Origin of the sequence: Variovorax sp. PBL-H6 (assembly GCF_901827155.1) — a bacterium.
Classification (GTDB): Bacteria; Pseudomonadota; Gammaproteobacteria; order Burkholderiales; family Burkholderiaceae_C; genus Variovorax.
Genome location: NZ_LR594659.1, coordinates 5,126,324 through 5,147,244, shown reverse-complemented (window position 1 = coordinate 5,147,244; position 20,921 = coordinate 5,126,324). Strand labels below are relative to the sequence as shown.

Annotated in this window: 24 protein-coding genes and 1 tRNA gene; 9 read left to right on the top strand and 16 right to left on the bottom strand. The window is 68.1% G+C overall.

Features of this window, described 5'->3' with window-relative positions; genetic code table 11:
- Position 1 precedes the first annotated feature (1 nt).
- Entirely contained in the window at positions 2–1,351 is a 1,350-nt protein-coding gene (locus G3W89_RS24410; RefSeq protein ID WP_162576579.1) for a M23 family metallopeptidase, read from the bottom strand.
- 160 nt (positions 1,352–1,511) lie between these two features.
- Here G3W89_RS24410 and tyrS point away from each other — a divergent pair, with 160 nt between their 5' ends.
- Entirely contained in the window at positions 1,512–2,744 is a 1,233-nt protein-coding gene (gene tyrS / locus G3W89_RS24405; protein WP_162576578.1) for a tyrosine--tRNA ligase, read from the top strand.
- Between the two features lie 12 nt (positions 2,745–2,756).
- On the opposite strand, the gene G3W89_RS24400 is transcribed toward tyrS, so the two are convergent.
- Positions 2,757–3,365 carry an OmpA family protein gene (locus G3W89_RS24400; protein ID WP_162576577.1) on the bottom strand — a complete coding sequence of 203 codons (609 nt, stop codon included), beginning with the start codon at positions 3,363–3,365 and terminating at the stop codon, positions 2,757–2,759.
- Positions 3,365–3,766, bottom strand: a complete 402-nt coding sequence (locus tag G3W89_RS24395) for a FecR family protein (protein WP_232076716.1) — start codon at positions 3,764–3,766, stop codon at positions 3,365–3,367. Before G3W89_RS24395 ends, G3W89_RS24400 begins: the two co-directional genes overlap by 1 nt.
- Before the next feature lie 229 nt (positions 3,767–3,995).
- Here G3W89_RS24395 and G3W89_RS24390 point away from each other — a divergent pair, with 229 nt between their 5' ends.
- Both G3W89_RS24390 and dtd read left to right on the top strand, forming a co-directional pair.
- Entirely contained in the window at positions 3,996–4,931 is a 936-nt protein-coding gene (locus tag G3W89_RS24390) for a cation diffusion facilitator family transporter (protein ID WP_174258339.1), read from the top strand.
- The gene (dtd, locus tag G3W89_RS24385; RefSeq protein WP_162576576.1) at positions 4,928–5,368 is read left to right on the top strand and encodes a D-aminoacyl-tRNA deacylase; all 441 of its coding nucleotides are present in this window, start codon (positions 4,928–4,930) and stop codon (positions 5,366–5,368) included. Before G3W89_RS24390 ends, dtd begins: the two co-directional genes overlap by 4 nt.
- Here the strand turns inward: dtd and ybeY are convergent.
- Positions 5,363–5,821, bottom strand: coding sequence for an rRNA maturation RNase YbeY (ybeY, locus tag G3W89_RS24380; RefSeq protein ID WP_162576575.1), 459 nt, complete (start codon positions 5,819–5,821; stop codon positions 5,363–5,365). The two genes, dtd and ybeY, sit on opposite strands and share 6 nt — an antisense overlap.
- Complete coding sequence (locus G3W89_RS24375; protein WP_162576574.1) at positions 5,821–6,768, bottom strand: PhoH family protein; 948 nt, start codon at positions 6,766–6,768, stop codon at positions 5,821–5,823. Before G3W89_RS24375 ends, ybeY begins: the two co-directional genes overlap by 1 nt.
- 34 nt (positions 6,769–6,802) lie before the next feature.
- On the opposite strand from G3W89_RS24375, the gene ruvA reads away from it, so the two are divergent.
- The gene (gene ruvA, locus G3W89_RS24370; RefSeq protein WP_162576573.1) at positions 6,803–7,375 is read left to right on the top strand and encodes a Holliday junction branch migration protein RuvA; all 573 of its coding nucleotides are present in this window, start codon (positions 6,803–6,805) and stop codon (positions 7,373–7,375) included.
- Between the two features lie 18 nt (positions 7,376–7,393).
- Here ruvA and G3W89_RS24365 read toward each other — a convergent pair whose 3' ends face one another.
- Genes G3W89_RS24365 through G3W89_RS24340 form a run of 6 tightly spaced genes read right to left on the bottom strand, consistent with a single transcriptional unit; the run spans position 7,394 to position 12,948 of the window.
- A complete protein-coding gene (locus tag G3W89_RS24365; RefSeq protein WP_162576572.1) occupies positions 7,394–8,344 on the bottom strand; it encodes a phosphatidate cytidylyltransferase in 951 nt (316 codons plus the stop codon).
- The gene (locus G3W89_RS24360) at positions 8,344–8,778 is read right to left on the bottom strand and encodes a hypothetical protein (RefSeq protein WP_162576571.1); all 435 of its coding nucleotides are present in this window, start codon (positions 8,776–8,778) and stop codon (positions 8,344–8,346) included. Before G3W89_RS24360 ends, G3W89_RS24365 begins: the two co-directional genes overlap by 1 nt.
- A 22-nt stretch (positions 8,779–8,800) precedes the next feature.
- Positions 8,801–9,235 carry a hypothetical protein gene (locus G3W89_RS24355; protein ID WP_162576570.1) on the bottom strand — a complete coding sequence of 145 codons (435 nt, stop codon included), beginning with the start codon at positions 9,233–9,235 and terminating at the stop codon, positions 8,801–8,803.
- Positions 9,228–10,556 (bottom strand): phosphatase PAP2/dual specificity phosphatase family protein, encoded by a 1,329-nt coding sequence (locus tag G3W89_RS24350; protein WP_162576569.1) that lies wholly within the window; start codon positions 10,554–10,556, stop codon positions 9,228–9,230. Before G3W89_RS24350 ends, G3W89_RS24355 begins: the two co-directional genes overlap by 8 nt.
- Positions 10,553–12,313 (bottom strand): bifunctional alpha/beta hydrolase/class I SAM-dependent methyltransferase, encoded by a 1,761-nt coding sequence (locus tag G3W89_RS24345; protein WP_162576568.1) that lies wholly within the window; start codon positions 12,311–12,313, stop codon positions 10,553–10,555. The genes G3W89_RS24350 and G3W89_RS24345 overlap by 4 nt, the downstream gene beginning before the upstream one ends.
- Positions 12,310–12,948, bottom strand: a complete 639-nt coding sequence (locus G3W89_RS24340; protein ID WP_162576567.1) for a CDP-alcohol phosphatidyltransferase family protein — start codon at positions 12,946–12,948, stop codon at positions 12,310–12,312. The genes G3W89_RS24345 and G3W89_RS24340 overlap by 4 nt, the downstream gene beginning before the upstream one ends.
- A gap of 108 nt (positions 12,949–13,056) precedes the next feature.
- Between G3W89_RS24340 and ruvB the strand changes: the two genes are divergently transcribed.
- Together ruvB and dmeF are read left to right on the top strand one after the other, a co-directional pair.
- The gene (gene ruvB, locus G3W89_RS24335) at positions 13,057–14,112 is read left to right on the top strand and encodes a Holliday junction branch migration DNA helicase RuvB (protein ID WP_162576566.1); all 1,056 of its coding nucleotides are present in this window, start codon (positions 13,057–13,059) and stop codon (positions 14,110–14,112) included.
- Positions 14,113–14,122: 10 nt separating this feature from the next.
- Positions 14,123–15,085: a CDF family Co(II)/Ni(II) efflux transporter DmeF gene (dmeF, locus tag G3W89_RS24330; RefSeq protein WP_162576565.1), complete on the top strand. Its 963-nt coding sequence runs from the start codon at positions 14,123–14,125 to the stop codon at positions 15,083–15,085.
- 39 nt (positions 15,086–15,124) lie between these two features.
- Here the strand turns inward: dmeF and G3W89_RS24325 are convergent, their stop codons facing one another.
- A complete protein-coding gene (locus tag G3W89_RS24325; protein WP_162576564.1) occupies positions 15,125–15,331 on the bottom strand; it encodes a hypothetical protein in 207 nt (68 codons plus the stop codon).
- Positions 15,332–15,488: 157 nt separating this feature from the next.
- Here G3W89_RS24325 and G3W89_RS24320 point away from each other — a divergent pair, with 157 nt between their 5' ends.
- Positions 15,489–15,674 (top strand): hypothetical protein, encoded by a 186-nt coding sequence (locus G3W89_RS24320; RefSeq protein ID WP_162576563.1) that lies wholly within the window; start codon positions 15,489–15,491, stop codon positions 15,672–15,674.
- Positions 15,675–15,726: 52 nt separating this feature from the next.
- Here the strand turns inward: G3W89_RS24320 and G3W89_RS24315 are convergent, their stop codons facing one another.
- From G3W89_RS24315 to G3W89_RS24305, 3 genes are all read right to left on the bottom strand, one after another.
- Positions 15,727–16,167 (bottom strand): hypothetical protein, encoded by a 441-nt coding sequence (locus G3W89_RS24315; RefSeq protein ID WP_162576562.1) that lies wholly within the window; start codon positions 16,165–16,167, stop codon positions 15,727–15,729.
- A 160-nt stretch (positions 16,168–16,327) separates the two neighbouring features.
- A tRNA-Met gene (locus tag G3W89_RS24310) sits at positions 16,328–16,404 on the bottom strand.
- Positions 16,405–16,437: 33 nt separating this feature from the next.
- Entirely contained in the window at positions 16,438–17,988 is a 1,551-nt protein-coding gene (locus G3W89_RS24305) for a VWA domain-containing protein (protein WP_162576561.1), read from the bottom strand.
- Between the two features lie 133 nt (positions 17,989–18,121).
- On the opposite strand from G3W89_RS24305, the gene G3W89_RS24300 reads away from it, so the two are divergent.
- On the top strand, positions 18,122–18,790 hold the full coding sequence (locus tag G3W89_RS24300) for a sigma-70 family RNA polymerase sigma factor (protein ID WP_232076713.1): 669 nt from the start codon (positions 18,122–18,124) through the stop codon (positions 18,788–18,790).
- A gap of 127 nt (positions 18,791–18,917) precedes the next feature.
- Positions 18,918–20,120: a hypothetical protein gene (locus tag G3W89_RS24295; RefSeq protein WP_162576560.1), complete on the top strand. Its 1,203-nt coding sequence runs from the start codon at positions 18,918–18,920 to the stop codon at positions 20,118–20,120.
- 1 nt (position 20,121) lies between these two features.
- Here G3W89_RS24295 and G3W89_RS24290 read toward each other — a convergent pair whose 3' ends face one another.
- Positions 20,122–20,901 (bottom strand): enoyl-CoA hydratase, encoded by a 780-nt coding sequence (locus G3W89_RS24290; RefSeq protein WP_162576559.1) that lies wholly within the window; start codon positions 20,899–20,901, stop codon positions 20,122–20,124.
- Between the last annotated feature and the right edge of the window lie 20 nt (positions 20,902–20,921).

Here is a 20,921-nt window from a genome sequence, read left to right as displayed (position 1 = left end):
CCTAATCGGCGCTGGCCTGGACGACGGAGAAGGCAGCGGCCAGCTCGGTGCGCGTGGCGAGTGCCAGCCGGTCGAACGAAGGTCGCGCAGCCGGAGAGATCGGCGCCCCGCCGTCCTGCTGCGCAATCGTTGCGGGATCGTGGTACTCGCCGTTGATGCGGAATTCGAAATGCAGGTGCGGGCCGGTGGCCCAGCCGGTCGAGCCGACGGCGCCCACCGTCTGGCCCTGGGTCAAGGTTTGGCCGGTCTTCACGTCGATGCGGCTGAGGTGCGCATACGCCGTCTGCTGGTTGTTGCGGTGGTTCACGATCACGATGTTGCCGTAACCGCTCTGCGTACCCGCGAACTCCACGGTGCCATCGCCCACGGTGCGCACCGCTGTGCCGGTCGGTGCCGCGTAGTCCACGCCGTTGTGCTGGCGCCAGGTGTTGAGGATCGGGTGCATGCGCGTCGCGAAACCGCTCGATACGCGTGTGAACTCGACCGGGAAGTTCAGGTAGGCGCGGCGCAGACTGTCGCCGTTCGGGCGGTAGTAGGCACCCTTCTGCCCGGGCTCCTGAAACCACAGCGCCTGGTGGAGCTTGCCGTTGCTCTCGAACTCTGCCGACAGCACGCGGCCGCTGCGCAGCGTCTGGCCATCGGCTTCGAAGGTCTCGTAGACGGCGGCGAAGCGGTCGCCCTTGCGCAGCGAGCGGAAGTCGACTTCGCCGGAGAAGATGTCGGCCAGCTGGCTGGCCACCGAATCGGGGATCCGCGCGTCGTCCGTGGCGGCGAAGAGAGAGGTGCGGACGATGCCGCTGGCCAGCCGTGTGCCAGGCACCAGGGCGTCGATTTCGGTGTGGGCGCGGAAGCCGCTGCCGACCTTTTCGACCACCAGGCGCTTGAAGGCACCATCGCCGTCGGGGATCCAGCGGGCGCTGAGCTTCTGCAGCGTGTTGTCCTGGCTGGCTTCGGCCGTGACGGTGCGGCCCGGGCGGCCGAGCAGCGCCATGCGCGCCTCCTGATTGCCGCGCACGAAGGCGGCCGCGGCATCGTCGGCGATGCCCAGGCGCCGCAGCAGCGCCTCGGCGGTGTCGCTCGAGCGCGTGGTCTCGGTGCGGAAGAGGGTGAAGCCGTGGGTGTCGAGCGCCTCCACCTGGTTCTCGAAGGCGAGCGGCTTGACAGCCTCGAACACCTGCTTGACGGGCAGTTCGGACGCGTCCGGGCCGAGCGAAGCGACAGCGAAGGCACCGCCGCCGGCAGACAGCAGCAGGGCGGCGATGGCGGCCGTGATCTGCCGCGGGTAGGTCCGAAAGGTGTGCGCCAGCCGCGAAGCAAGCGCTTCTTCGGCGGCCAAAATGCCGTTGATCAAAACTGCGAATTCCAGCTCAGGTTCTGCAAATCCGCGCTGCGAGAAGCCGTGTCGAACGGGCGGCAGGGCGGAGCGGAAAAAAGCGCCGCTTAGAATCCGGCGCTTGAGAAAGTCGGGGCAAGTATAGCTTCGGACATACGAAAAACTGCCGCAATTTGCCATGAAAACGGGTTTTGTTACAACCACAAGTCTGTCCGAAGGTGTAGGACGAGCCCTCGAAATTTCACTTCGTGGCACCGACGAACTGCTGCCCGAAGACGAGTGGGTGAAGAAGCTCCAACGCTCGGAGGCTACAGGCCAGCCCTTGCGCATCAAGCTGGGCCTCGATCCGACCGCCCCGGACATTCACATCGGCCACACGGTGGTGCTCAACAAGATGCGGCAGCTGCAGGACCTGGGCCATACGGTCATCTTCCTGATCGGCGACTTCACCACGACCATCGGCGATCCTTCAGGCCGCAACAGCACCCGGCCCCCGCTTTCGCGCGAGCAGATCGAGGCCAACGCGCAGACGTACTATCGCCAGGCCAGCCTGGTGCTGGACCCGTCGAAGACCGAGATTCGCTACAACTCCGAGTGGAGCGATCCGTTGGGGGCGCGCGGCATGATCCAGCTCGCCGCGAAGTACACGGTGGCACGCATGATGGAGCGCGACGACTTCAGCAAGCGCTTCAAGGCCGGCCAGTCCATCTCGGTGCATGAATTCCTCTACCCGCTGATGCAGGGCTACGACTCCGTAGCGCTCAAGTCGGACCTCGAGCTGGGGGGCACCGACCAGAAGTTCAACCTGCTGGTCGGCCGCCATCTGCAGCAGGAATACGGCCAGGAGCCGCAGTGCATTCTCACGATGCCGTTGCTGGAGGGACTGGACGGCGTCGAGAAGATGTCGAAAAGCAAGAACAACTACATCGGCATCAGCGAAGACGCCAACACCATGTTCGCCAAGGTACTGTCGATCTCGGACGAGCTCATGTGGCGCTGGTACATGCTGCTGTCTTTCCGCTCGCTGGCCGAGATCGCGGCCTTGAAGGCCGAGGTCGATGGCGGCCGCAATCCGAAAGACGCCAAGGTGGCGCTGGCGAAGGAGATCACCGCGCGCTTCCACAGCGCGGCCGCGGCCGAAGCGGCGGAGCAGGACTTCATCAACCGCAGCAAGGGCGGCGTGCCTGACGAGATCCCGGAGGTTTCGCTGTCGGGGGCCCCCCTGGGCATCGCGCAATTGCTCAAGCAGGCGGGCCTGGCGCCGTCGACTTCGGAAGGCAACCGTTTGATCGACGGCGGCGGCGTGCGCGTGGACTCCAGCGTGGTCGGCGACAAGGGGCTCAAGCTGGCCGCCGGCACCTACGTCGTGCAGGTCGGCAAACGCAAGTTCGCCCGCGTCACGCTCAGCTGACGGCCCCGGTTCCTAGCGGACGTCGATGGTCACGCGACGGTTGCGCGGCTCTTCGACCTCGTCTGCCGTCGGGATGGCCAGGTCGCGCTCGCCGCGGCCCGCCACCTCGATCCGATGTGCTGGGAAGCCTTGCGCCAGGAACAGCTGCCTGACTTGCTCGGCGCGGCGCCGCGACAGCTCGTCGTTGCGGACTGAGGAACCGAGCGTGTCGGTATGCCCCGTCACCACGATCTCGCCGCCGCTGCGCGCCAGCGCGGCCTTGAGGGCGTCGTTCATCGCGATCTGCGAGGAGCCGGTGAGAACCAGGCCGCCGATATCGAAGTACACGGTGTAGTTCAGCACCGGCTCCGGCATCATTTCGAAGAGCACCTCGTGCTCGGTCCGCAGCCGGGCTGCGTCGACCTGATCGATCACCGGTCCGCCTCGCGCCTTGGCGGTGGCGCGCTGGTAGGGTTGGGACAGCGTCCGTTCATCGTCGTTGTTGGCCCGCACGATCACGGCCGAGGACGAGCCGTCTGCCTGTGGCAGCAGGGTCACGCGCGTCGTGAATGGCGCAGCGCAGCCTGCGAGCAGCGCGCCCGACAGTGCGGCGGCGAGAAGGGCGGGGCGGCGAAACACCATTACTGTGCGACGTCCGCTTCGACGATGAAGTCGGTACCGCGAATGCCGATGGTGGCAGTCTGGGTCTCCACGCGCACTGCATCGGGCTGCGTCTTTCCGATCAGCCCGGTGACCATGCGCAGCGAGCCGCGCAGCAGCGACACCAGCAGCCCGCCATCGCGCGTCGTCGAATTGAAATGGAACTGCTTCAGATCGAGCCGCGACGAGGGCCCCACCACCATGGTCGTGCCATCGCGCAGCACGAGGCTGGCGGCCGAGTCGGCATCTGTCTGGAGACGGTCGATGGGCGCGATGGGATCACCGGGCTGAGCCGGCCGTGCGCTGCCGTCGCCGCCCAGCAGCAGGACCTTGCCGCGCACGGACTTGAGAATGCCCGCGTGCTCCGCAGCGGCGGACGTCATGCCCGGTGCAGCAGGCGATGCGGGTGCTGCGGGCGTACTCTGTGCGAGCACACCGCCGCCGGACAGGAGAAGGCCACAAAGCATTGTGGCAAGGCATATCTTGTTCATGTTGTGCTGCAACAATAGTTCTCGATTGACCAGAAGATGGTACGTGACGACGTGACCCGCACAGCTGAACCTGATAATCGGCGTCCCGCTGCGGCGCCTGTCTGAGTGCTTCTTGTCGTCCCTGGTTCCCTCTCCATCGTCCGGTGCGTTGAGCCCGAAGCTGCTGCTGCGCATCTCGATCGCGGTCGCGTTGGCCACCATCGTGCTGAAGGGCGCGGCCGGCTGGCTGACAAATTCCATGGGCCTCATCTCCGATGCGATGGAGTCCTTCGTCAACCTTGCGAGCGCCATGTTCGCGCTCGCGATGGTGACGATCGCGGCGCGCCCGGCCGATGCGGACCATCCCTACGGCCATCACAAGGCCGAGTATTTCTCCTCCGGCTTCGAAGGCGTCCTGATCATCGCCGCGGCCGCAGCCATCGTGTGGGCAGCGGTCGTGCGGCTGCTCTCGCCCGAGCCGTTGCAGCAACTGGGCTGGGGCCTGGCGCTGTCGGTACTCAGCTCGGCGCTGAATGCGGCGTTGGCCCTCGCGCTGTTCCGCGCTGCGCGCACCCATCGCTCCATTGCGCTCGAGGCCGATGCGAAACACCTCGTGGCCGATGTATGGACCTCGGCCGGGGTGCTGGTAGGCATAGTCGCGGTCGGACTGACCGGTTGGCTGTGGCTCGATCCGTTCCTCGCGATCGGCGTGGCGCTCAACATCGCACGCGAGGGTGTGAAGCTGGTCTGGCGCTCCTCGCAGGGCCTGATGGACGAGGCACTCGACCCCGAGTCGCAGGCCCTCCTGCATGCCGCGCTGGAGCATTTCGCTGCCAGCGTGCCCGAGGGCCGGCAGCTGCGCTTCGACGACATCGCCACGCGCCGCGCCGGCCAGCGCCGCTTCGCCGACCTGCACATGCATGTTCCCGGCGAGTGGCCGCTGCAGCGCGCCGCGGACCTGCGCGACGCGCTCGAGCAGGCCCTGATGGACGCCGTGCCTGGGCTGCGCGTGACCATCCAGCTGCTGCCGCTGGGCATGGAGGCGCGCGCCACGCGGATCGAGGAGACGCCCCGGTGAAGGCGCTGCTGCAGCGCGTGGCCGAGGCGCGTGTCGACATCGAGGGCGCCACCGTCGGCGCCATCGGGCCCGGGCTGCTGGTGCTCCTGTGCGCCGAACGCGGCGACGGCGAGGCGCAGGCGGACCGGATGCTGGCGAAGATCCTCAAGCTGCGCATCTTTTCGGACGAGGCCGGCAAGATGAACCGCAGCGTGCAGGACACGGGCGGCGGCCTGCTGGTGGTGAGCCAGTTCACGCTCGCGGCCGATGCCAGCGGGGGCAACCGGCCCAGCTTCACCCAGGCTGCGCCGCCCGACGAGGGGCGGCGGCTCTACACGTATTTCGTCGCCCAGGCGCGGGCGGCGCATCCGGTGGTCGCCACCGGGGAATTCGGCGCGGACATGCAGGTGCGCCTGGTGAATGACGGGCCGGTCACCATTCCGCTGCAGATTTCATAGGCGATAGGGGTTCCTGATCCCGAGGCCGGCGAGGATCTCGATCTCGCGCGCCTCCATCGCCTCGGCGTCCACTTCGCCCGTCTCGTGGTCCCAGCCCTGCGCATGCAGCGTGCCGTGCACCAGCAGGTGCGCGTAGTGCGCGGCCAGGGTCTTTCGCTGCTCCTTCGCCTCGCGCGCGACCACCGGTGCGCACAGCACCAGGTCGGCCATGACGACCGGGCGCTGCGCATAGTCGAAGGTCAGCACGTTGGTCGCGTAGTCCTTGCCACGGAACTCGCGGTTGAGCTGCTGGCCTTCCTCGGCATCGACGATGCGCACCGTGATCTCGCCGTCGGCCTCGAGCGCGTGCCGGATCCATCGTGCGACCCGGTGCCGCGGCAATGCGGTGCGGTGACGCGCCGCCTCGCGAAAGCGCGCGAACTGGAGCGACAGCGACAAGCTGGCCAGCGCCATCAGCGCGTCGTGGCGCGTTTGCGCGCGCCGTCATAGGCATCGATGATGCGAGCCACCAGCGGATGCCGTACCACGTCGGCACTGGTGAAATGCGTGATCGCGATGCCGTTCACTCGCCTGAGCACCCGTTCCGCATCAATCAGGCCGCTCAGCTGCGCCTTGGGCAGGTCGATCTGGCTGACGTCGCCCGTGACTACTGCCTTGGCGCCGAAGCCGATGCGCGTGAGGAACATCTTCATCTGCTCGGGCGTGGTGTTCTGGGCCTCGTCGAGGATCACGAAGGCATTGTTGAGCGTGCGCCCGCGCATGAAGGCCAGCGGCGCGATCTCCAGCGCATTGCGCTCGAAAGCCTTCTGCACGCGGTCGAAGCCCATCAGGTCGTAGAGCGCGTCGTACAGCGGACGCAGGTAGGGGTCGACCTTCTGCGTCAGATCGCCGGGCAGAAAGCCGAGCCGCTCACCGGCCTCCACCGCCGGTCGCGTGAGCACGATGCGCTGCACCGCGCTGCGTTCCAGTGCATCGACCGCGCTGGCCACGGCCAGGTAGGTCTTGCCGGTGCCTGCCGGACCGATGCCCAGCGTGATGTCGTGCTCGGCAATGTTGTGCAGGTACACGCTCTGGTTGGGCGTGCGGGCGCGCAGGTCGGTACGCCGGGTGGCCAGCCTGGCGGCGCCATCCTCGGCCTCACCGAGCGTGCTGTCGCCGGCGAGCGTGAGCTGCACCACGGCCGCGTCGATCGGGCGCTGGGCGATCTCGTAGAGCGCCTGCAGCACGGCCATTGCGCGCTGCGCGTTTTCCTTGTGGCCTTCGACCTTGAACTGCTCGTGCCGGTGCGCGACCTTGACGTCCAGCGCCTCCTCGATGCGCCGCAGGTGCGCGTCCAGGGGCCCGCAGAGATGGCTCAGGCGGGTGTTGTTGGGCGGGGCGAAGGTGTGTCGCAGAATCACGCGGATTTCATTTTCAAAAGCGAGAAGGGCACCCATGATAGGCAAACTCACCGGCATCCTGGCCGAGCGCAACCCGCCCCAGGTGGTGGTGGACTGCAACGGCGTCGGCTACGAGGTCGATGTGCCGATGAGCACCTTCTACAACCTGCCCTCGGCGGGCGAGCGCGTCTCGCTGCTGACGCACTTCGTGGTCCGCGAGGACGCACAGATCCTCTACGGCTTCGGCACGGCCGAGGAGCGCTCGGCGTTCAGGCAGCTGATCAAGATCTCGGGCGTGGGGCCGCGCACCGCGCTGGGCCTGCTGAGCGGCATGAGCGTCGGCGAGCTGTCGCAGGCTGTCACGCTGCAGGAGGCTGGGCGGCTGGTGAAGATTCCAGGCATCGGGAAGAAGACGGCCGAGCGCCTCCTGCTCGAGCTCAAGGGCAAGCTGGGCGCAGACATCGGCGCACCCGCGCATGCGGCCACCGATGCGCAGGCCGACATCCTGCAGGCGCTGCTCGCGCTGGGCTACAGCGACCGCGAGGCGGCTGCGGCGCTCAAGGCGCTGCCGAAGGACGTGGGGGTGGGGGAGGGCATCAAGCTCGCGCTGAAGGCACTCGCAAAGTAGCGGGGCGCACCGGAGCTGCTACGGGGTCCACCAGAACCGCAGGGCATGAAAGTAGATCGGCGCCGCGAAGATCACCGAATCGAGCCGGTCCAGCATGCCGCCGTGGCCCTCGATCAGGGTGCCCCAGTCCTTGACGCCGCGGTCGCGCTTGATGGCCGACATCACGAGGCCGCCGAAGAAGCCCATCACGCAGAGGGTCAGCGCCATCAGCGCCGCCTGCCACGGTTCGAAGGGCGTAGCCCAGTAGAGCGCCGCGCCGAGCGCGGTGGCGCTGGCGATGCCGCCCACCAGACCTTCCCAGGTCTTCGAGGGCGAGAGCTCGGGTGCCACCTTGCGCCGACCGAAGAGCTTGCCCCACACGTACTGCAGCACGTCGCTGCCCTGCACCACGATCACGAGAAAGGCGATCAGGAGCAGGTTGCGGCCCTCGAAGCCGGGGATCTGCAAAGTCAGCAGCGCCGGCACATGGCTGATGCAGAACACGCAGACCATCAGCCCCCACTGCACCTTGGACGTACGCTCCAGGAAACGCTTGGTGTCGCCGCCTACCGCCGCGAGGATGGGCAGCACGAGAAAGGCGTAGACCGGGATGAAGATCGCATAGAGCCCGTACCACTCGATCCAGATCAGGAAGTACTGCACCGGCAGCGCCACGAAGAAGGCCACCGCGATCGCAAGGTGGTCGCCGCGGCGGGTGTAGGCCAGGCTCATGAACTCGCGCAGCGCGTAGAAGGAGATCAGGTAGAACAGGACGATCACCCCACCCTTGCCGAGCGCGAAGGCCAGGCCGATCACGGCGACCATCACCCACCACGCGTTCACGCGCGCGTTGAGGTTGTCGATCACGGAATGAGGCCGGCCCTGTGCGACGCGCCACTTGAGCAATGCGCCGACGGCGGAGGCGAGGATCAGGACGGCGGCGACGCCGCCGAACAGCATCCAGGTGGCTTGGAGAGAGGCGACGGTCATCAGTCCTCCGCGCGATCGTATTCGGGCCGCAGGTCGAGCATGGCGGCACGAGCGCGCGCAATGAACGGTGCCTTGTCCTCGCCCTCTGCCAGTGCGATCGGTGCGCCATAGCGCACCGCGCTGCCGTCGCGACGGATCATCAGCGCATTGAACACCTCCCGACCGATAAAGCGGCGCAGCGGTGAGGCCTCCCTGTAGTCCTGTCCCGCCACGGGGCGCGTGAGCGCACGCAGCTCAGGGTGCAGCGTGGCCCACAGCAGCACGAAGTCGCCGTGGCTCGTGTGGTTGGCAAAGTAGAGGGTCTGTTCGGCCTTGGAGCCGGTGCCGGTCCAGACACCACGCACGCCGGTCAGCAGCTTGGCGAAGAGCACGATCAGCCACGCCGAGACGACGGCGGCCGCCTGCCGCGAACGGCCGGGCGCGGGGGAACTCATGAACGGCGCTCCTTCATGTGGCTCAACGCCAGTCCTGCATCGCGAGCGCCATCGCGAAGACGATCGTCTGCGCGATCACCGCGATGCCGTGGCGCTGCATCAGCTGCCGGGCACCGAGCACGCGGTCGGCCAGGGGTCGCGCCCCGTTCGCGCGGGGGCGCAGACCGAGCGTTGCGAGCGCGCGATCCATGACGGGTCCGGAAGCGATCGTGCTCCTTGCCAGCCCGTCGAAAAGTGCTGCGTCGAGCCGCACGCGCATGGCCAGATAGCGCTCGGGCAAGCCGATCAATGCCACGACCGCGAACGCTGCCCAGGTGACCGAAGGGAGGGAGCGCCCCGTGAGCGCCAGGACCAGGCCCGAGACGAGTGAGAGCGCGACGCCCCAGAGGCCCAGCGTGCCTGCGGCCCGTAGCAGGCCAGCGGTGGCGGCGCACAGGGCGCGATCGTCGTCATTCATGGCGCATCTTCCCGGAAGCCATCTGGTCGAGCAGGGCGAGCCAGGCTGGGCGCAGCACGATCTGGGGCCGCGCCTGACGTACCGCCGCATGCGCGGCAGGAAGGGTGTAGCCCCGGCCGTACAGGCCGAGCCAGGCGACCACCGATGCGGCGCTGCGCGAGAAGCCCAGGGCGCAGCAGACCCATACAGGCTGACCGCTCCCGCGCAGCCCTTCGATCAACGCGATCGCACGCCGCAGTTGGGGAGTTTCCGGCAGTGCAAGGTCCAGCATCGGCACGCAGCGGGCGCCCGCCACGTGCGGCAACTGGAGCTCGGCACACAGGCTGAGCAATCGAGGGCGGCCTGCCGCTTCCCATTCGGTCCGGGTGGGCCGCCGGCCCAGTCGCAGCCCGGTCGCGACCTCCGCCGAAGCCGGCAGGCCGCGCGTCCAGAGGCGGGCACTGAGAGCGGCGGCGACACGATAAGGCGCGAACAGCCAGCGCGCGCTCCAGTGCATGCGACCATGGCCATCCATCCGGAAGCCGCGGGCACCGAAGCCGGCATAGTTCAGCGCCACCCCTGCCAGTGCCGCTGCAGGCCAGGCCAGCCACAGCCCCGCGCCCTGGACGCTGAGTGCCAGAGCGAGGAAGAGCAGCGCCCCGGCGGCATAGCCGCCTGCCAGCTTCCAGCGCTGCGGGTCGCGCGCGAGCCGCCACGCGCGTGGCAGGGCCACCACGCGCTCCAGCGGCCAGAGCCACACGCAGACAAGGCCCAGCAGCGCGCCAGTCGGGATGTCGACGAAGTGGTGCTGCCAGGTGGTGAGCACGGAGGCGCAGATCGCGAAGGTCCAAAGGTGCAGCACGGCACGGGCCCACTGCGCGTGAATCAAGCGCCGGTAGAAATCCCACAGGATCACGGCCAGCGCGATATGCAGGGAAGGCGCCTGGTTGAAGGGCTGATCGAAGCCGCGCAGCGCGTCGAACAGGAAGGCCGGCGCGCCCTCGACGGTTGGCTGGCCGAAGCTGAAGTGCAACGGCCAGAGCATGAAGCAGGCCACCGCCACCGCTTGCGCCGTCAGCAGCCGTCCCGCATGGCGGTCCAGCACATGGCGGTCGCGCGCGAGGAAGAGCGAGAGCGCATAGAAAGCATTGATGGTCCAGTAGGGAAAGATGGTCCAGGGCCAGAAGGGCAAGGCCCGCTCCCACTCGAAGACCAGCACCGGCACCTGAGCGCGGGTCGAGGCCCACCAGTTCGCAATGCCGTAGCTGACGTAGAAGAGGGGCCCCAGCAGCGCCAGCCACGCCGCGGCGCGTTTCCAGGGGCGCGGCCGTGCGGCGCTCATCGCCCCGTGCGCACTGCGAGCGAGACCGTGAAGATGCCCCACTCGTCGATGCGCTGGTCGATCTTGCGAAAACCCGCCTCGTCGATCAACTGGTCCATCTCGGCTTGCGTGCGCCGTCGCATCACCCAGGCTTGGCCCTGGCGGTGGCTGGTGAGGGCGCGCGCGATCATCTCCAGCTGCGGATGCCAGGGTTGACCGGTGTAGACCAGATAGCCGCCCTCCTCGACCGCGTCGCCGACCCCGGCCAGCGAGCGGCTCACCATGTCGTTGTCGGAGAAGAGTTCGTACAGGCCCGAGACCACTGCGAGCGTGGGGCGCGGCGTCACGCTCGCCAGGCTCGTGCGGTCGAAGGCATCGGCCTGGACGAACTGCGCGCAGCCCTGCAGTGCCTTCTCGGCGATCAGCGAGCGGCCGTCGCGCACGTTGACGTCGCTGTAGTCGCGCAGCAGGATCGAGCTGGCCTTGACGGTGCTGGCCAGCACGGCATCGAGCACGTAGCGGCCGTGGCCGGCGGCGATGTCCATCAGGCGCACTTCGCGGTGCTGCTCGGCGAGCATGTTCATGGCCTTGCGCAGCAGTTCCTCGACGTGCAGCTTGCGCTGGCGGATGCCGCGCCAGCCGATCGAACCAAGGTAAGTGCGATCGACCATCCGGCCCAGCGGTCCAGCGCCTCGCGCCTGGTTGCGGTAGACGTAATCCAGCGTGCTGCCAGAGTCGAAACCCGTGTCGTGGCCCAGCTTGATGCCGTGCGACAGCAGGCCTCCCAAGCGAAGGCTCGCCCGCGTGAGCCCCCAGTACGCACCGCGTGGGGACAGGGCGGACAGCGGCGTGGCCAGTGCCCGCGATTCGTCGGCGGTGGCGCCGTTCAGGTGGGCGCCGCGCAAACTGACTGACTGCGGCGCCTGGTCGAACAGTTCCAGCACGAAGTCGCGGATGGCCTCCACGGCCGGGCCGCGGTCCTTCTCGCCGAGGGTGTCGTGGAAGAAGCCCGGCAGCTCCAGCTTGCGCTTGACCGCACTGCCGAGCCGGTCGAAGAAGTCGTGTTGCGGTTGGTGATGCACCACCCAGTCCGCCCCGGAGATCAGCAGCTGCGTCGGCACCGTGATCGCATGGGCATCGGCAACCACGCGCTCGGCGGCGTCGTAGAGGCCCAATAGGATGTTGACGGCGATCGGCCGCGAGATCAGCGGGTCGCTCTCGTAGCTGGCGATGCGCTCGGGGTCGTGCGTGAGGAACTTCGCCTTCACGTAGCTGTTGACGAAGAAGAGGCCGCGCAACTTGTGCATGAGCGCGAGCCCGGGGCGCGCGAAGGGCACGTAGAGCTTTACCCGGAAGGCCGGCGAGGCAAGGGTGAGCCCCCGCACCTTGGGCGCATAGTCGTGGGCCCAGGTCGCGACCAGCACCGCGCCCACGCTCTGCGCGATCACGTGGATGTCCTCGGGCGGCACGCCGTGCGCACTGCCGATGTGCTCGATGAAGGTCTGCACATCGCGCACGGAGGTTGCGAAGCCGGGGCTGAAGCCGCGCTGGCCCGGCGAGCGACCGTGGCCGCGTGCGTCCCACGCGAAGAAGTCGAAGCCGGGAAGGGCCAACTCGTCCACCAGGTGGGCCATGCGCGCGCCGTGCTCGTGGCCGCGGTGGAATAGCACGACCGCGCCACATCGCGCGTCCCCGGTCGCTGGCCAGTGCCGGTAGAACAGCGAGACGCCGTCGTGTGTCTGGAATCGATGTTCTTCTGGCACGCGGGCGTCGCTCATGGTCGGGTCGGTCCTCCCCGGGTGAGCGATGCGGCGCCGGCCTCGGCGAGCGCGCCGCGGATGCGATTGAAGATGGTCCAGCCCGCCAGCAGGGTCAGCAACGGCATGAGCCCGGCGGTCCAGGCCGGCAGCGGTCCACCGAGCGCGACATACAGGCCCAGCGCGCCGAACACGAAGGCGCGGTCGCTCTTGCCGAGCGGGCCGTCGTAGCGTCGCGTGGCGCCCACGGTCGGTCCCAAGGCGCCGGTGAATTCGGACAGGCCGGCCAGCACGATCAAGGCCCCGACCCAGAAAGGGCTGAAGGGCGCGACCCATGCGAAGGGCACGTAGAGCGCGGCGTCCGAGAGCACGTCGGTCAGCTCGTTGAGAAAGGCGCCGAGCGCTGTTTGCTGCCCGTGCTCGCGCGCGAGCATGCCGTCGATGGCATTGAAGGCCATGCGCAGAAACATCCACAGCGGGATCAGCGCGAAGGCGGCCGCGGAAGGCGCGGCGAAGAACAACCACAGGCCCAGCGCGACCGAAACCACGCAGGCCGCGACCGTGACCTGGTTGGCGGTCACGCCCATGGCATGCAGGCGCCGGACCAACGGGCGCAGCAGGGCCTGGAATCGGGGCTTCAGCTCGTAGATGGACACGCTCACCCTCCTCGGTGGCGCATTCTGCCGCAGCGGTGCAGGGCGGCACCCCTGCGCGAACCCTCGACATGCCGTTCGGCCGACTAAACTGTCCGTCCAGCCTACGCCATGACCATCCAGACCGACGATTTCGCCCCGGCCCCGCAACGCGTGGTCTCTGCCGCACCGGCCTCGCCGAACGAAGAGGCGATCGAGCGGGCCCTGCGCCCCAAGCTGCTCGACGACTACGTAGGGCAGGTCAAGGTGCGCGAGCAGCTGGAGATCTTCATCGGCGCGGCGCGGCATCGGGCCGAGGCGCTCGACCACGTGCTGCTCTTCGGCCCGCCGGGCCTGGGCAAGACCACGCTGTCGCACATCATCGCGGCCGAGCTCGGCGTCAACCTGCGCCAGACCTCGGGCCCGGTGCTCGAGAAGCCGAAGGATCTGGCCGCGCTGCTGACCAACCTCGAGCGCAACGACGTGCTCTTCATCGACGAGATCCACCGCCTTTCTCCCGTGGTGGAGGAAATCCTCTACCCCGCGCTCGAGGACTACCAGATCGACATCATGATCGGCGAGGGTCCGGCTGCACGCAGCATCAAGCTGGATCTGCAGCCCTTCACGCTGGTGGGCGCCACCACGCGCGCCGGCATGCTGACCAACCCGTTGCGCGACCGGTTCGGCATCGTGGCGCGTTTGGAGTTCTACACGGCCGAGGAGCTGGCGCGCATCGTGCGCCGTAGCGCCGGCCTGCTCTCGGTGCCGACGGACGACGCCGGCGGACTGGAGATCGCGCGCCGCTCGCGCGGCACGCCGCGCATTGCCAACCGCCTGTTGCGCCGGGTGCGCGACTACGCCCAGGTCAAGGGCGACGGCCGCATTACCGAGGCGCTGGCGCACAAGGCGCTGGCCATGCTCGACGTGGATCCGCAGGGCTTCGACCTGATGGACCGCAAACTGCTGGAGGCGGTGATCCACCGCTTCGACGGCGGCCCGGTCGGACTGGACAACATCGCGGCCAGCATCGGCGAGGAGCCGGGCACGATCGAGGACGTGATCGAGCCCTACCTGATCCAGCAGGGTTATCTGCAGCGCACGCCGCGCGGCCGAATTGCCACGCTGGCGGCCTACCGGCATCTGGGCGTCGCCGCGCCGCAGCGCGACGGCGACATGTTCGGCAACTGAAGGCGGCCTCATGCACACCCATGACCTGAGCGGCTGGCAGCACGAGCACAGTTTCCAGGACGACAAACGGGCCGCCGAGGGCAGCATGCGGCGGGTGATGTGGATCACCGCCGCCGCGATGCTGCTGGAGATCGGCGCCGGCTGGTGGTTCAACTCGATGGCGCTGCTGGCCGACGGCTGGCACATGAGCTCGCACGCGGTGGCGATCGGGCTCAGTGCCTTTGCCTATGCGGCGGCGCGGCGGTACGCCGGCGACCGGCGCTTCGCCTTCGGCACCTGGAAGATCGAGGTGCTGGGCGGCTTCGCCAGCGCGCTGTTCCTCCTCGGGGTCGCGGTGCTGATGGTGGTCGGCTCCCTCGAACGGCTGTGGACGCCGGCTGCCATCCAGTACCGGGAGGCCATCGTTGTCGCGGTGCTGGGACTCGCGGTCAACCTCCTGTGCGCATGGCTGCTCGGCGGCGCCCATCACCATCATGATCACGGCCGCGATCCGCACCATGACGAGCATGCACATGGCCATGAGCATGGGCACGACCTCAACCTGCGCTCCGCCTATCTGCATGTGGTGGCCGATGCCGCGACGTCGGTGCTCGCCATCATTGCGCTGGTGGGCGGCTGGCTCTATGGCTGGGGCTGGCTCGACCCTGCAATGGGCATCGTCGGCGCGCTGCTGGTCGCGAGCTGGGCGCGCGGCTTGCTGGTCGACACCGCCAAGGTGCTGCTGGACCGTGAGATGGACCATCCGGTGGTCGAGGAGATCCGCGACGGCGTCGAGCAGGCGCTTGCGGATTCGCACACCCGCATCGTCGACCTGCATGTGTGGCGAGTGGGCCAGGGCGCCTACGCCTGCGCGCTCAGCGTTGTCACGCATTCGTCAACGCTGACGCCTGATGACGTACGCACCACCTTCTCGATGCACGAGGAAATCAGGCACTCGACCATCGAGATCCACCGCTGCCAGGCAGCTGCGTGACGCTTCGCCAAGGTCGGCCCCTGAGAGGCGACCTGTCGCTCAAGGGAGCTGCAGCAGGCCCAGCCTGAACGCCTCGACCACCAGAACACCCACGGCCGTGCCGGCTGCGAAGCGGATCCACGACCAGCTTCGACGTACTGGCTCGTGCGTCAGGTGGGCTGGGTTGAGCGGTGCGAGTCTGCTGCTGTCGTCGGCTTCGGTCCCGTCCTCGGACTGTCGTTCAGCGCGAGATTGACGAAATATCATGTAATACATAGTAGCTACATGCTATCGCTCACATGGCGCCGAAATGTAATACTGATTACTAAGCTTTCAGAAAAAATGAGAACTTATGTTTAAATAATCAGGTCGGCAACCGTTGCCGTCATAGGCAGCACCGCAGAGCGGATTTCGAGGAGCCCGTATGAACAACACAGCGTGGATGGCGTTCGCATGCCTCGCCGTCGCAATCGGCTTGAGCGCCTGCAAGAGCAACGCCACCCCCTCGACATCGTCCGGCAATGCGAGCGTGGCTGCTCCGGTCACGGCAACTTGGCAGCCCGCAGGCAAGACCGCCGAGTTTCTCAGCGCGTTCCGGCCCCAGGATTAGTCCTGACCGGGCACAACGCCCCGAGCTCGCTGTCAGCGGGTTGGCCGCCACGTCAATGGGCGTTCCCGTGGATTCGCGGAACGGGCGGCCTGTGTCGGTGCCAATGCATCGGTGGAGGGCGCCGATCCGGTACCAACCAGCAGTCAGCGTGCTCTGCTGCGAGCCAGTTGATGTGGTCCTGCCGCTTGAAGGCGAGTTCAAGCGCGGCGCGCGCCCTGGCTTTTCGCCGGTCGAGCCAAGCCAGAGGCGTGGTTACGATGAGTCCCGCCAGGGATACGAAAGCTGCAATCAGCGCAGCCACGGTCAATAGAAGCTGCAGGTCGCGCAGATCAAGCCCGCTCGCAGTTGGCCGCGCGGTCATGGGCGGCGGTGCCTCCAACGGGGAAATGGCGAGCTCGACCCAGACGAGGGAGAGGGCCAGCGCCGTCGCCAGCACGAAGGTCCAGGCAAAGAATCGCTGATAGCTCTTGTGAACGGCAGCGGGGGAGTCCATGCGCCCTCCGGCAGATGACGGGAGGTCGATAGTGCGGGCCAGCGGACAGAAACCTGTCGGACAAGGTGCATGGCGCATGCCGGATTACGCCGGGCCTGTCGCACCTTGCAGGTGCAAAGAAAAAGCCTGCTATCTATCTGATAGCAGGCCTTCTTTATGTTGGTGGCTCTTCACGGACTCGAACCGCGGACCTGTGGATTATGATTCCATCGCTCTAACCGACTGAGCTAAAGAGCCGAGCCCAAAATTATAACTCGGGTTGACGCAGCCTCAACCGCCCCTCGGCAGTTTCGCCAGCTCCTCGCTGACCAGCCGCACGATCAGCCGATCCAGCGTCTGGACCGAGTAGTTGGTGACGTCATGCGTCGTCTCGCGGCCCGGCCCGCTGCCCGGATGGCTCGCCTCCCGGTAGGTCAGGAACACGAAGCGTCCGCCGGTGTACTGGGCAATCTGCCGCTGGATGTACTCGCCCTGCCGATCCAGCCCGCTCGCGCCCACGCTGAACACCTTGATGCCTTTGCCAAGCGCGGCCATCATGTCATCGTCGTACTGAGGCCCGCCGTAGTCCAGATGCGGCGGGGCGTCGGCCAGCAGCACCACCATGCGCGTCGCACCAGTGCCGCGCCAGCTGAGCCGGTGCACGGCCTCGTGCAGCGCCTCGCTCATCGCTTCCGGATAGTCGCCGCCGCCATCGGCCTGCAGCGCGTCGAGCACTGACTGGAAGGCGCCCAGGTCGTTGGTGAAGTCATGGCCGCGCACCAGGAATTCGTCGCCGTGGTCGCGGTAAGCCACCAGGCCAAAGCAGGTGTCGGGGCTGCTCGGCAGCCGCGCCACCTCGTTGGCGATGCTGCGCAGGCTGGCCTTGAGCTTGCCGATCTCGTCGCCCATGGAGCCGGTCGCGTCGATCAGGAAGACCAGGTCGAGCCGGGCACGCTGCGGGGCTGCGAGGTCGTTGAGCACCAATTCGACGGCGCTCTTCTGCCCGCGGCGAAGGAAGGCCGTGCCTTGCTGCCCGCTCTTGCGCACAGCGACTTCGTAGATCGCGCTGTCCGAGCGATCGAAGGCCCGTGGATGCAACCAGACGCGGCCGGCCGTGTCGGTGCGTGCCCACATGGTGGCGCCGGTCGCAGCCTGGACGGCGACTTCGGCATCGGGCACGGGGTCGCCTCGCCGGTTGCGTACTTGCAGCAGGTAACGCTCGCTCACGTCGCGGTCGCGATGGGCGACCCGGGTGCGCTGGCGGAATTGCAGGTAGTCCGCGAAGTCGGCGTTGTCGTCCACCATGCCGGCCGTGACGATCTCCTGAACCGGACTCGGGCGCTGGCTTGGCTGCGGGGCGGGCGCAGGCGGGATGAAGCGCGGCACTGCCGCCTCATCGGTCAGCGCCTCCTTGGCGGCGTGTGCGGGCGGACTGGCGGGGGCCGTCATGGCCGCCACGGCGCCGACCGAAGCCCCGCCGGGCGACATGCGACGGGCCCGCTCATCGCGCGTCAAGGGAAAGGGGCCTGCGCCATGGCCGCCCATGACCGTCGCTCCGTCACGCTGGCCCGCGGTGCGGCCGGGTGTCTCCCACGTCTGCACCGGTCGCGCGCAATGGGTGGCCGAGGGCGCCTGGAAGTTTGGCGCCGTTCGCGCCACCACCTCGGCCGGCCATTGCGCCGATGGGAAGATCGGCGCTTCGGGCTGAGGCGCGGGCGCGGGCGCGGGCCAATGCGCGATGCCGGGCGCGATCTCCGTGGCACTGCAGGCGCTGAGCAGGAACTCGGCACACAGCAGCGCGGCAAGCGAGCGTTGGAAAAGTCGGGAAGGGCGAGGGATCATCAGCAGCTCCGGTTGTGGATGCAAGCTGATACGGTGGCCGCAAGCGCCGCGGGTTAGCGCCCCACGGTTTTTTGCCCCATCGCTAACCCCGGGCGTCGTCGCCGTTCGTAGAACGAGAGGTGAAAATCTGCCGATGCTTGCGCCACCGCCCGCGAACCCCGCGCTCCACGCCACGATGCCTGACGACCAGCTGATGCTTGCCTATGCCGACGGGGACGCCGGCGCCTTCGATACGCTTTACGCGCGCCACGAAAGCGCGCTGCTCCGCTTCGTGCGGCGCCTCATGGGCGTTCGGCTCGCGGCGGAGGTCGAGGAAGTGTTCCAGGAGACCTGGATGCGCATCATCGCGGCCCGCCGGAGCTTCTCGCCGCAAGGCGCGAGCTGGCGCACATGGGCCTTCACGATCGCGCACAACCTGGCCATGGACCGTCTGCGCCTGAGCGGGCGCGAGGTCGCCTTCTACGCCCATGACGAGGATGGCGACGGCCTCGAGGCGGCGCGCCTGTTCAGCCGCGGTTTGCTGAACGGAGACGGGGCATCCTCAGATGCCGCTCATCCTTCGGCCGAGGAGCTGGCCTTCTGGCGCGCCGCCGGCCGCCGCCTGCTCGCCTGTCTCGATGAGCTGCCGGACGAGCAACGCTCGGCCTTCCTGCTGCACCACGAGGATGGCTTCACGGTCGAGCTGATGGCGCAGACGCTGAGTATCAACTTCGAGACCGTGCGCAGCCGGCTGCGCTACGGGCTCAAGAAGCTGCGCGGCTGCATGGAGCGCTACCTGTCGGTCCTGGAGCGTCGGCCATGAGCCGCACGGCCGTTCCGAAGGCGAATAGCACCGCAGCCGAAGGCGCAGGTACTCCAGTGAGCCGCACGGCCGTTCCTGAGGCGAATGGCACCGCAGTGCGCGGCACGATGCTTTCGCAATGAGCACGATGGACGATAACGACACCGAAGACCTCCGCGACGAGGCGCTGCGGCGCGCGCTTCTGCATGCGCCGGACCACGCGGTGGTGCCGAACTGGCGCCTGCGCAAGGCGATCCTCGACCATGCGCGCGAGGCGGCGATGCCTTTTGCGCCCGCCGAAGCGCCTGAGCCCATGCGGCCCTGGTGGCAGAAGCTGTTGGGCATCCGTAGCACCAAGGAGGGTGGCGGTCGCGTGCCCTGGAACGCCGCCTTGGCGACCTTGCTGATCGGCGTACTGACCGCGGTGCTCTGGCAGCGCGAGCCCGTGCCCGGCGCGCGTCCGGATGGGGAGGCACTGGTCCACGCGCCAGCGCAGCGCAGCGAGGCCCCGGCTGCGCCGGCCTCCGCTGCGCCGGCCGCGCCTGCAACCGCCGTTCCTGCGCCCGCCCTTCCACCTCAAGCGCCCGAACGGGCGTTGCTGTCGAGCCAGGACATCCCCGGCGGTGGCCCGGCTCCTGCTCCGCAGGCGCCAACGGAACCGGGCCCCGTGTCGGCCCCGGAGCAAGACGCTCGTCCGCCGCGTTTGGCGGAACGCGCTGCAGGGGCCGCCGCGCCTTCCGAGCTCGCTCGCCGGCAAGCCGATGGCGCCGCGTTGTCTGCATCGGCGGGCGCAGCCGCGATGGAGTCCAGGAAGAAAGAGGCCGCCGCGTCCGCAGGCCAGGCAGTGCCTCCGCCTGCCCCGACGGCCCCCATCGCGCCCATCGCGCCCACTGCGCCGCCCGCGCTGCCCGCGCTGCCCGCGCTGCCCACCTTCTCCGCGCTATCGCAGTGGAGCCGGATCAGCATCACGCAGCGGGGCGGCGCCAGCCGCAGCCTGCCTCGCTCGGAGGCGCAGGACCTCAGCGCCCTGTTGGGCTCGGCCGCGATCTCGGCCGTCGGGCCGCAACCACTGGCGGGCGCGCCGGAATGGCGCGTCGCGCTGGAGCGCAGCAACGGCGATGTATTGGCGACCTTCGAATTGGGGCGCAGCCAAGTGCGCTGGCGTGAAGGACGCGGCGCAGCAACGACCGGTACGCCCTCTCCAGCAGCCGTAGCGGCCTTGCGCAAGGCCTTGCAGCACGCCGTGGAGCAACCGGCGCAGCCCGCGTCTCCACCCCAACTGGAGTTGAAGCCGGCGCCGCAGCATCCGGCGGCTTCCGAAGCGGCGCCGTCCGCCGCGCCGACCCGCTAGCTCACTCGTGCTTGAAGGCTGCCTTGCGCTTGTTGACGAAGGCGTCCATGCCTTCCTTCTGATCGGTGGTGGCGAACAGCGCGTGGAAAAGGCGGCGCTCGAACATCACGCCGTCGGACAGACTGCTCTCGAAGGCGCGGTTGACCGACTCCTTTGCCGCCATCACGGCCACCTGCGAGAAGTCGGCGATCACGAGCGCCGCGCCGAGCGCCTCGTCCATCAGCTTGTCATAAGGCACTACGCGGCTCACCAGGCCGGAGCGCTCGGCCTCGACCGCGTCCATCATGCGGCCTGTCAGCGCCATGTCCATGGCCTTGGCCTTGCCGACGGCGCGCGGCAGCCGCTGCGTGCCGCCGGCGCCCGGGATCACGCCGAGCTTGATTTCCGGCTGGCCGAACTTCGCGTTGTCGGCCGCGATGATGAAGTCGCACATCATCGCCAGCTCGCAGCCACCGCCGAGCGCAAAGCCGCTCACTGCGGCGATCACGGGCTTGCGCACGCTGCGGATGATCTCCCAGTTGCGCGTGATGTAGTCGCCCTTGTAGACGTCGACGAAGCTGTAGCTCGCCATGGCGCCGATGTCCGCGCCCGCGGCAAAGGCGCGTTCGCTGCCGGTCACGATGGTGCAGCCGATGGCGGGGTCGGCATCGAAGGCCTTGAGCGCATCGCCGAGCTCGATCATCAGCGCGTCATTGAGCGCATTCAGCGCCTTGGGCCGGTTCAGCGTCACGATGCCGACCTTGCCGGCCTCGGTACGGACTTCGATGTTCTCGTAGCTCATGAGGGTCTCCTTGAAGGGAA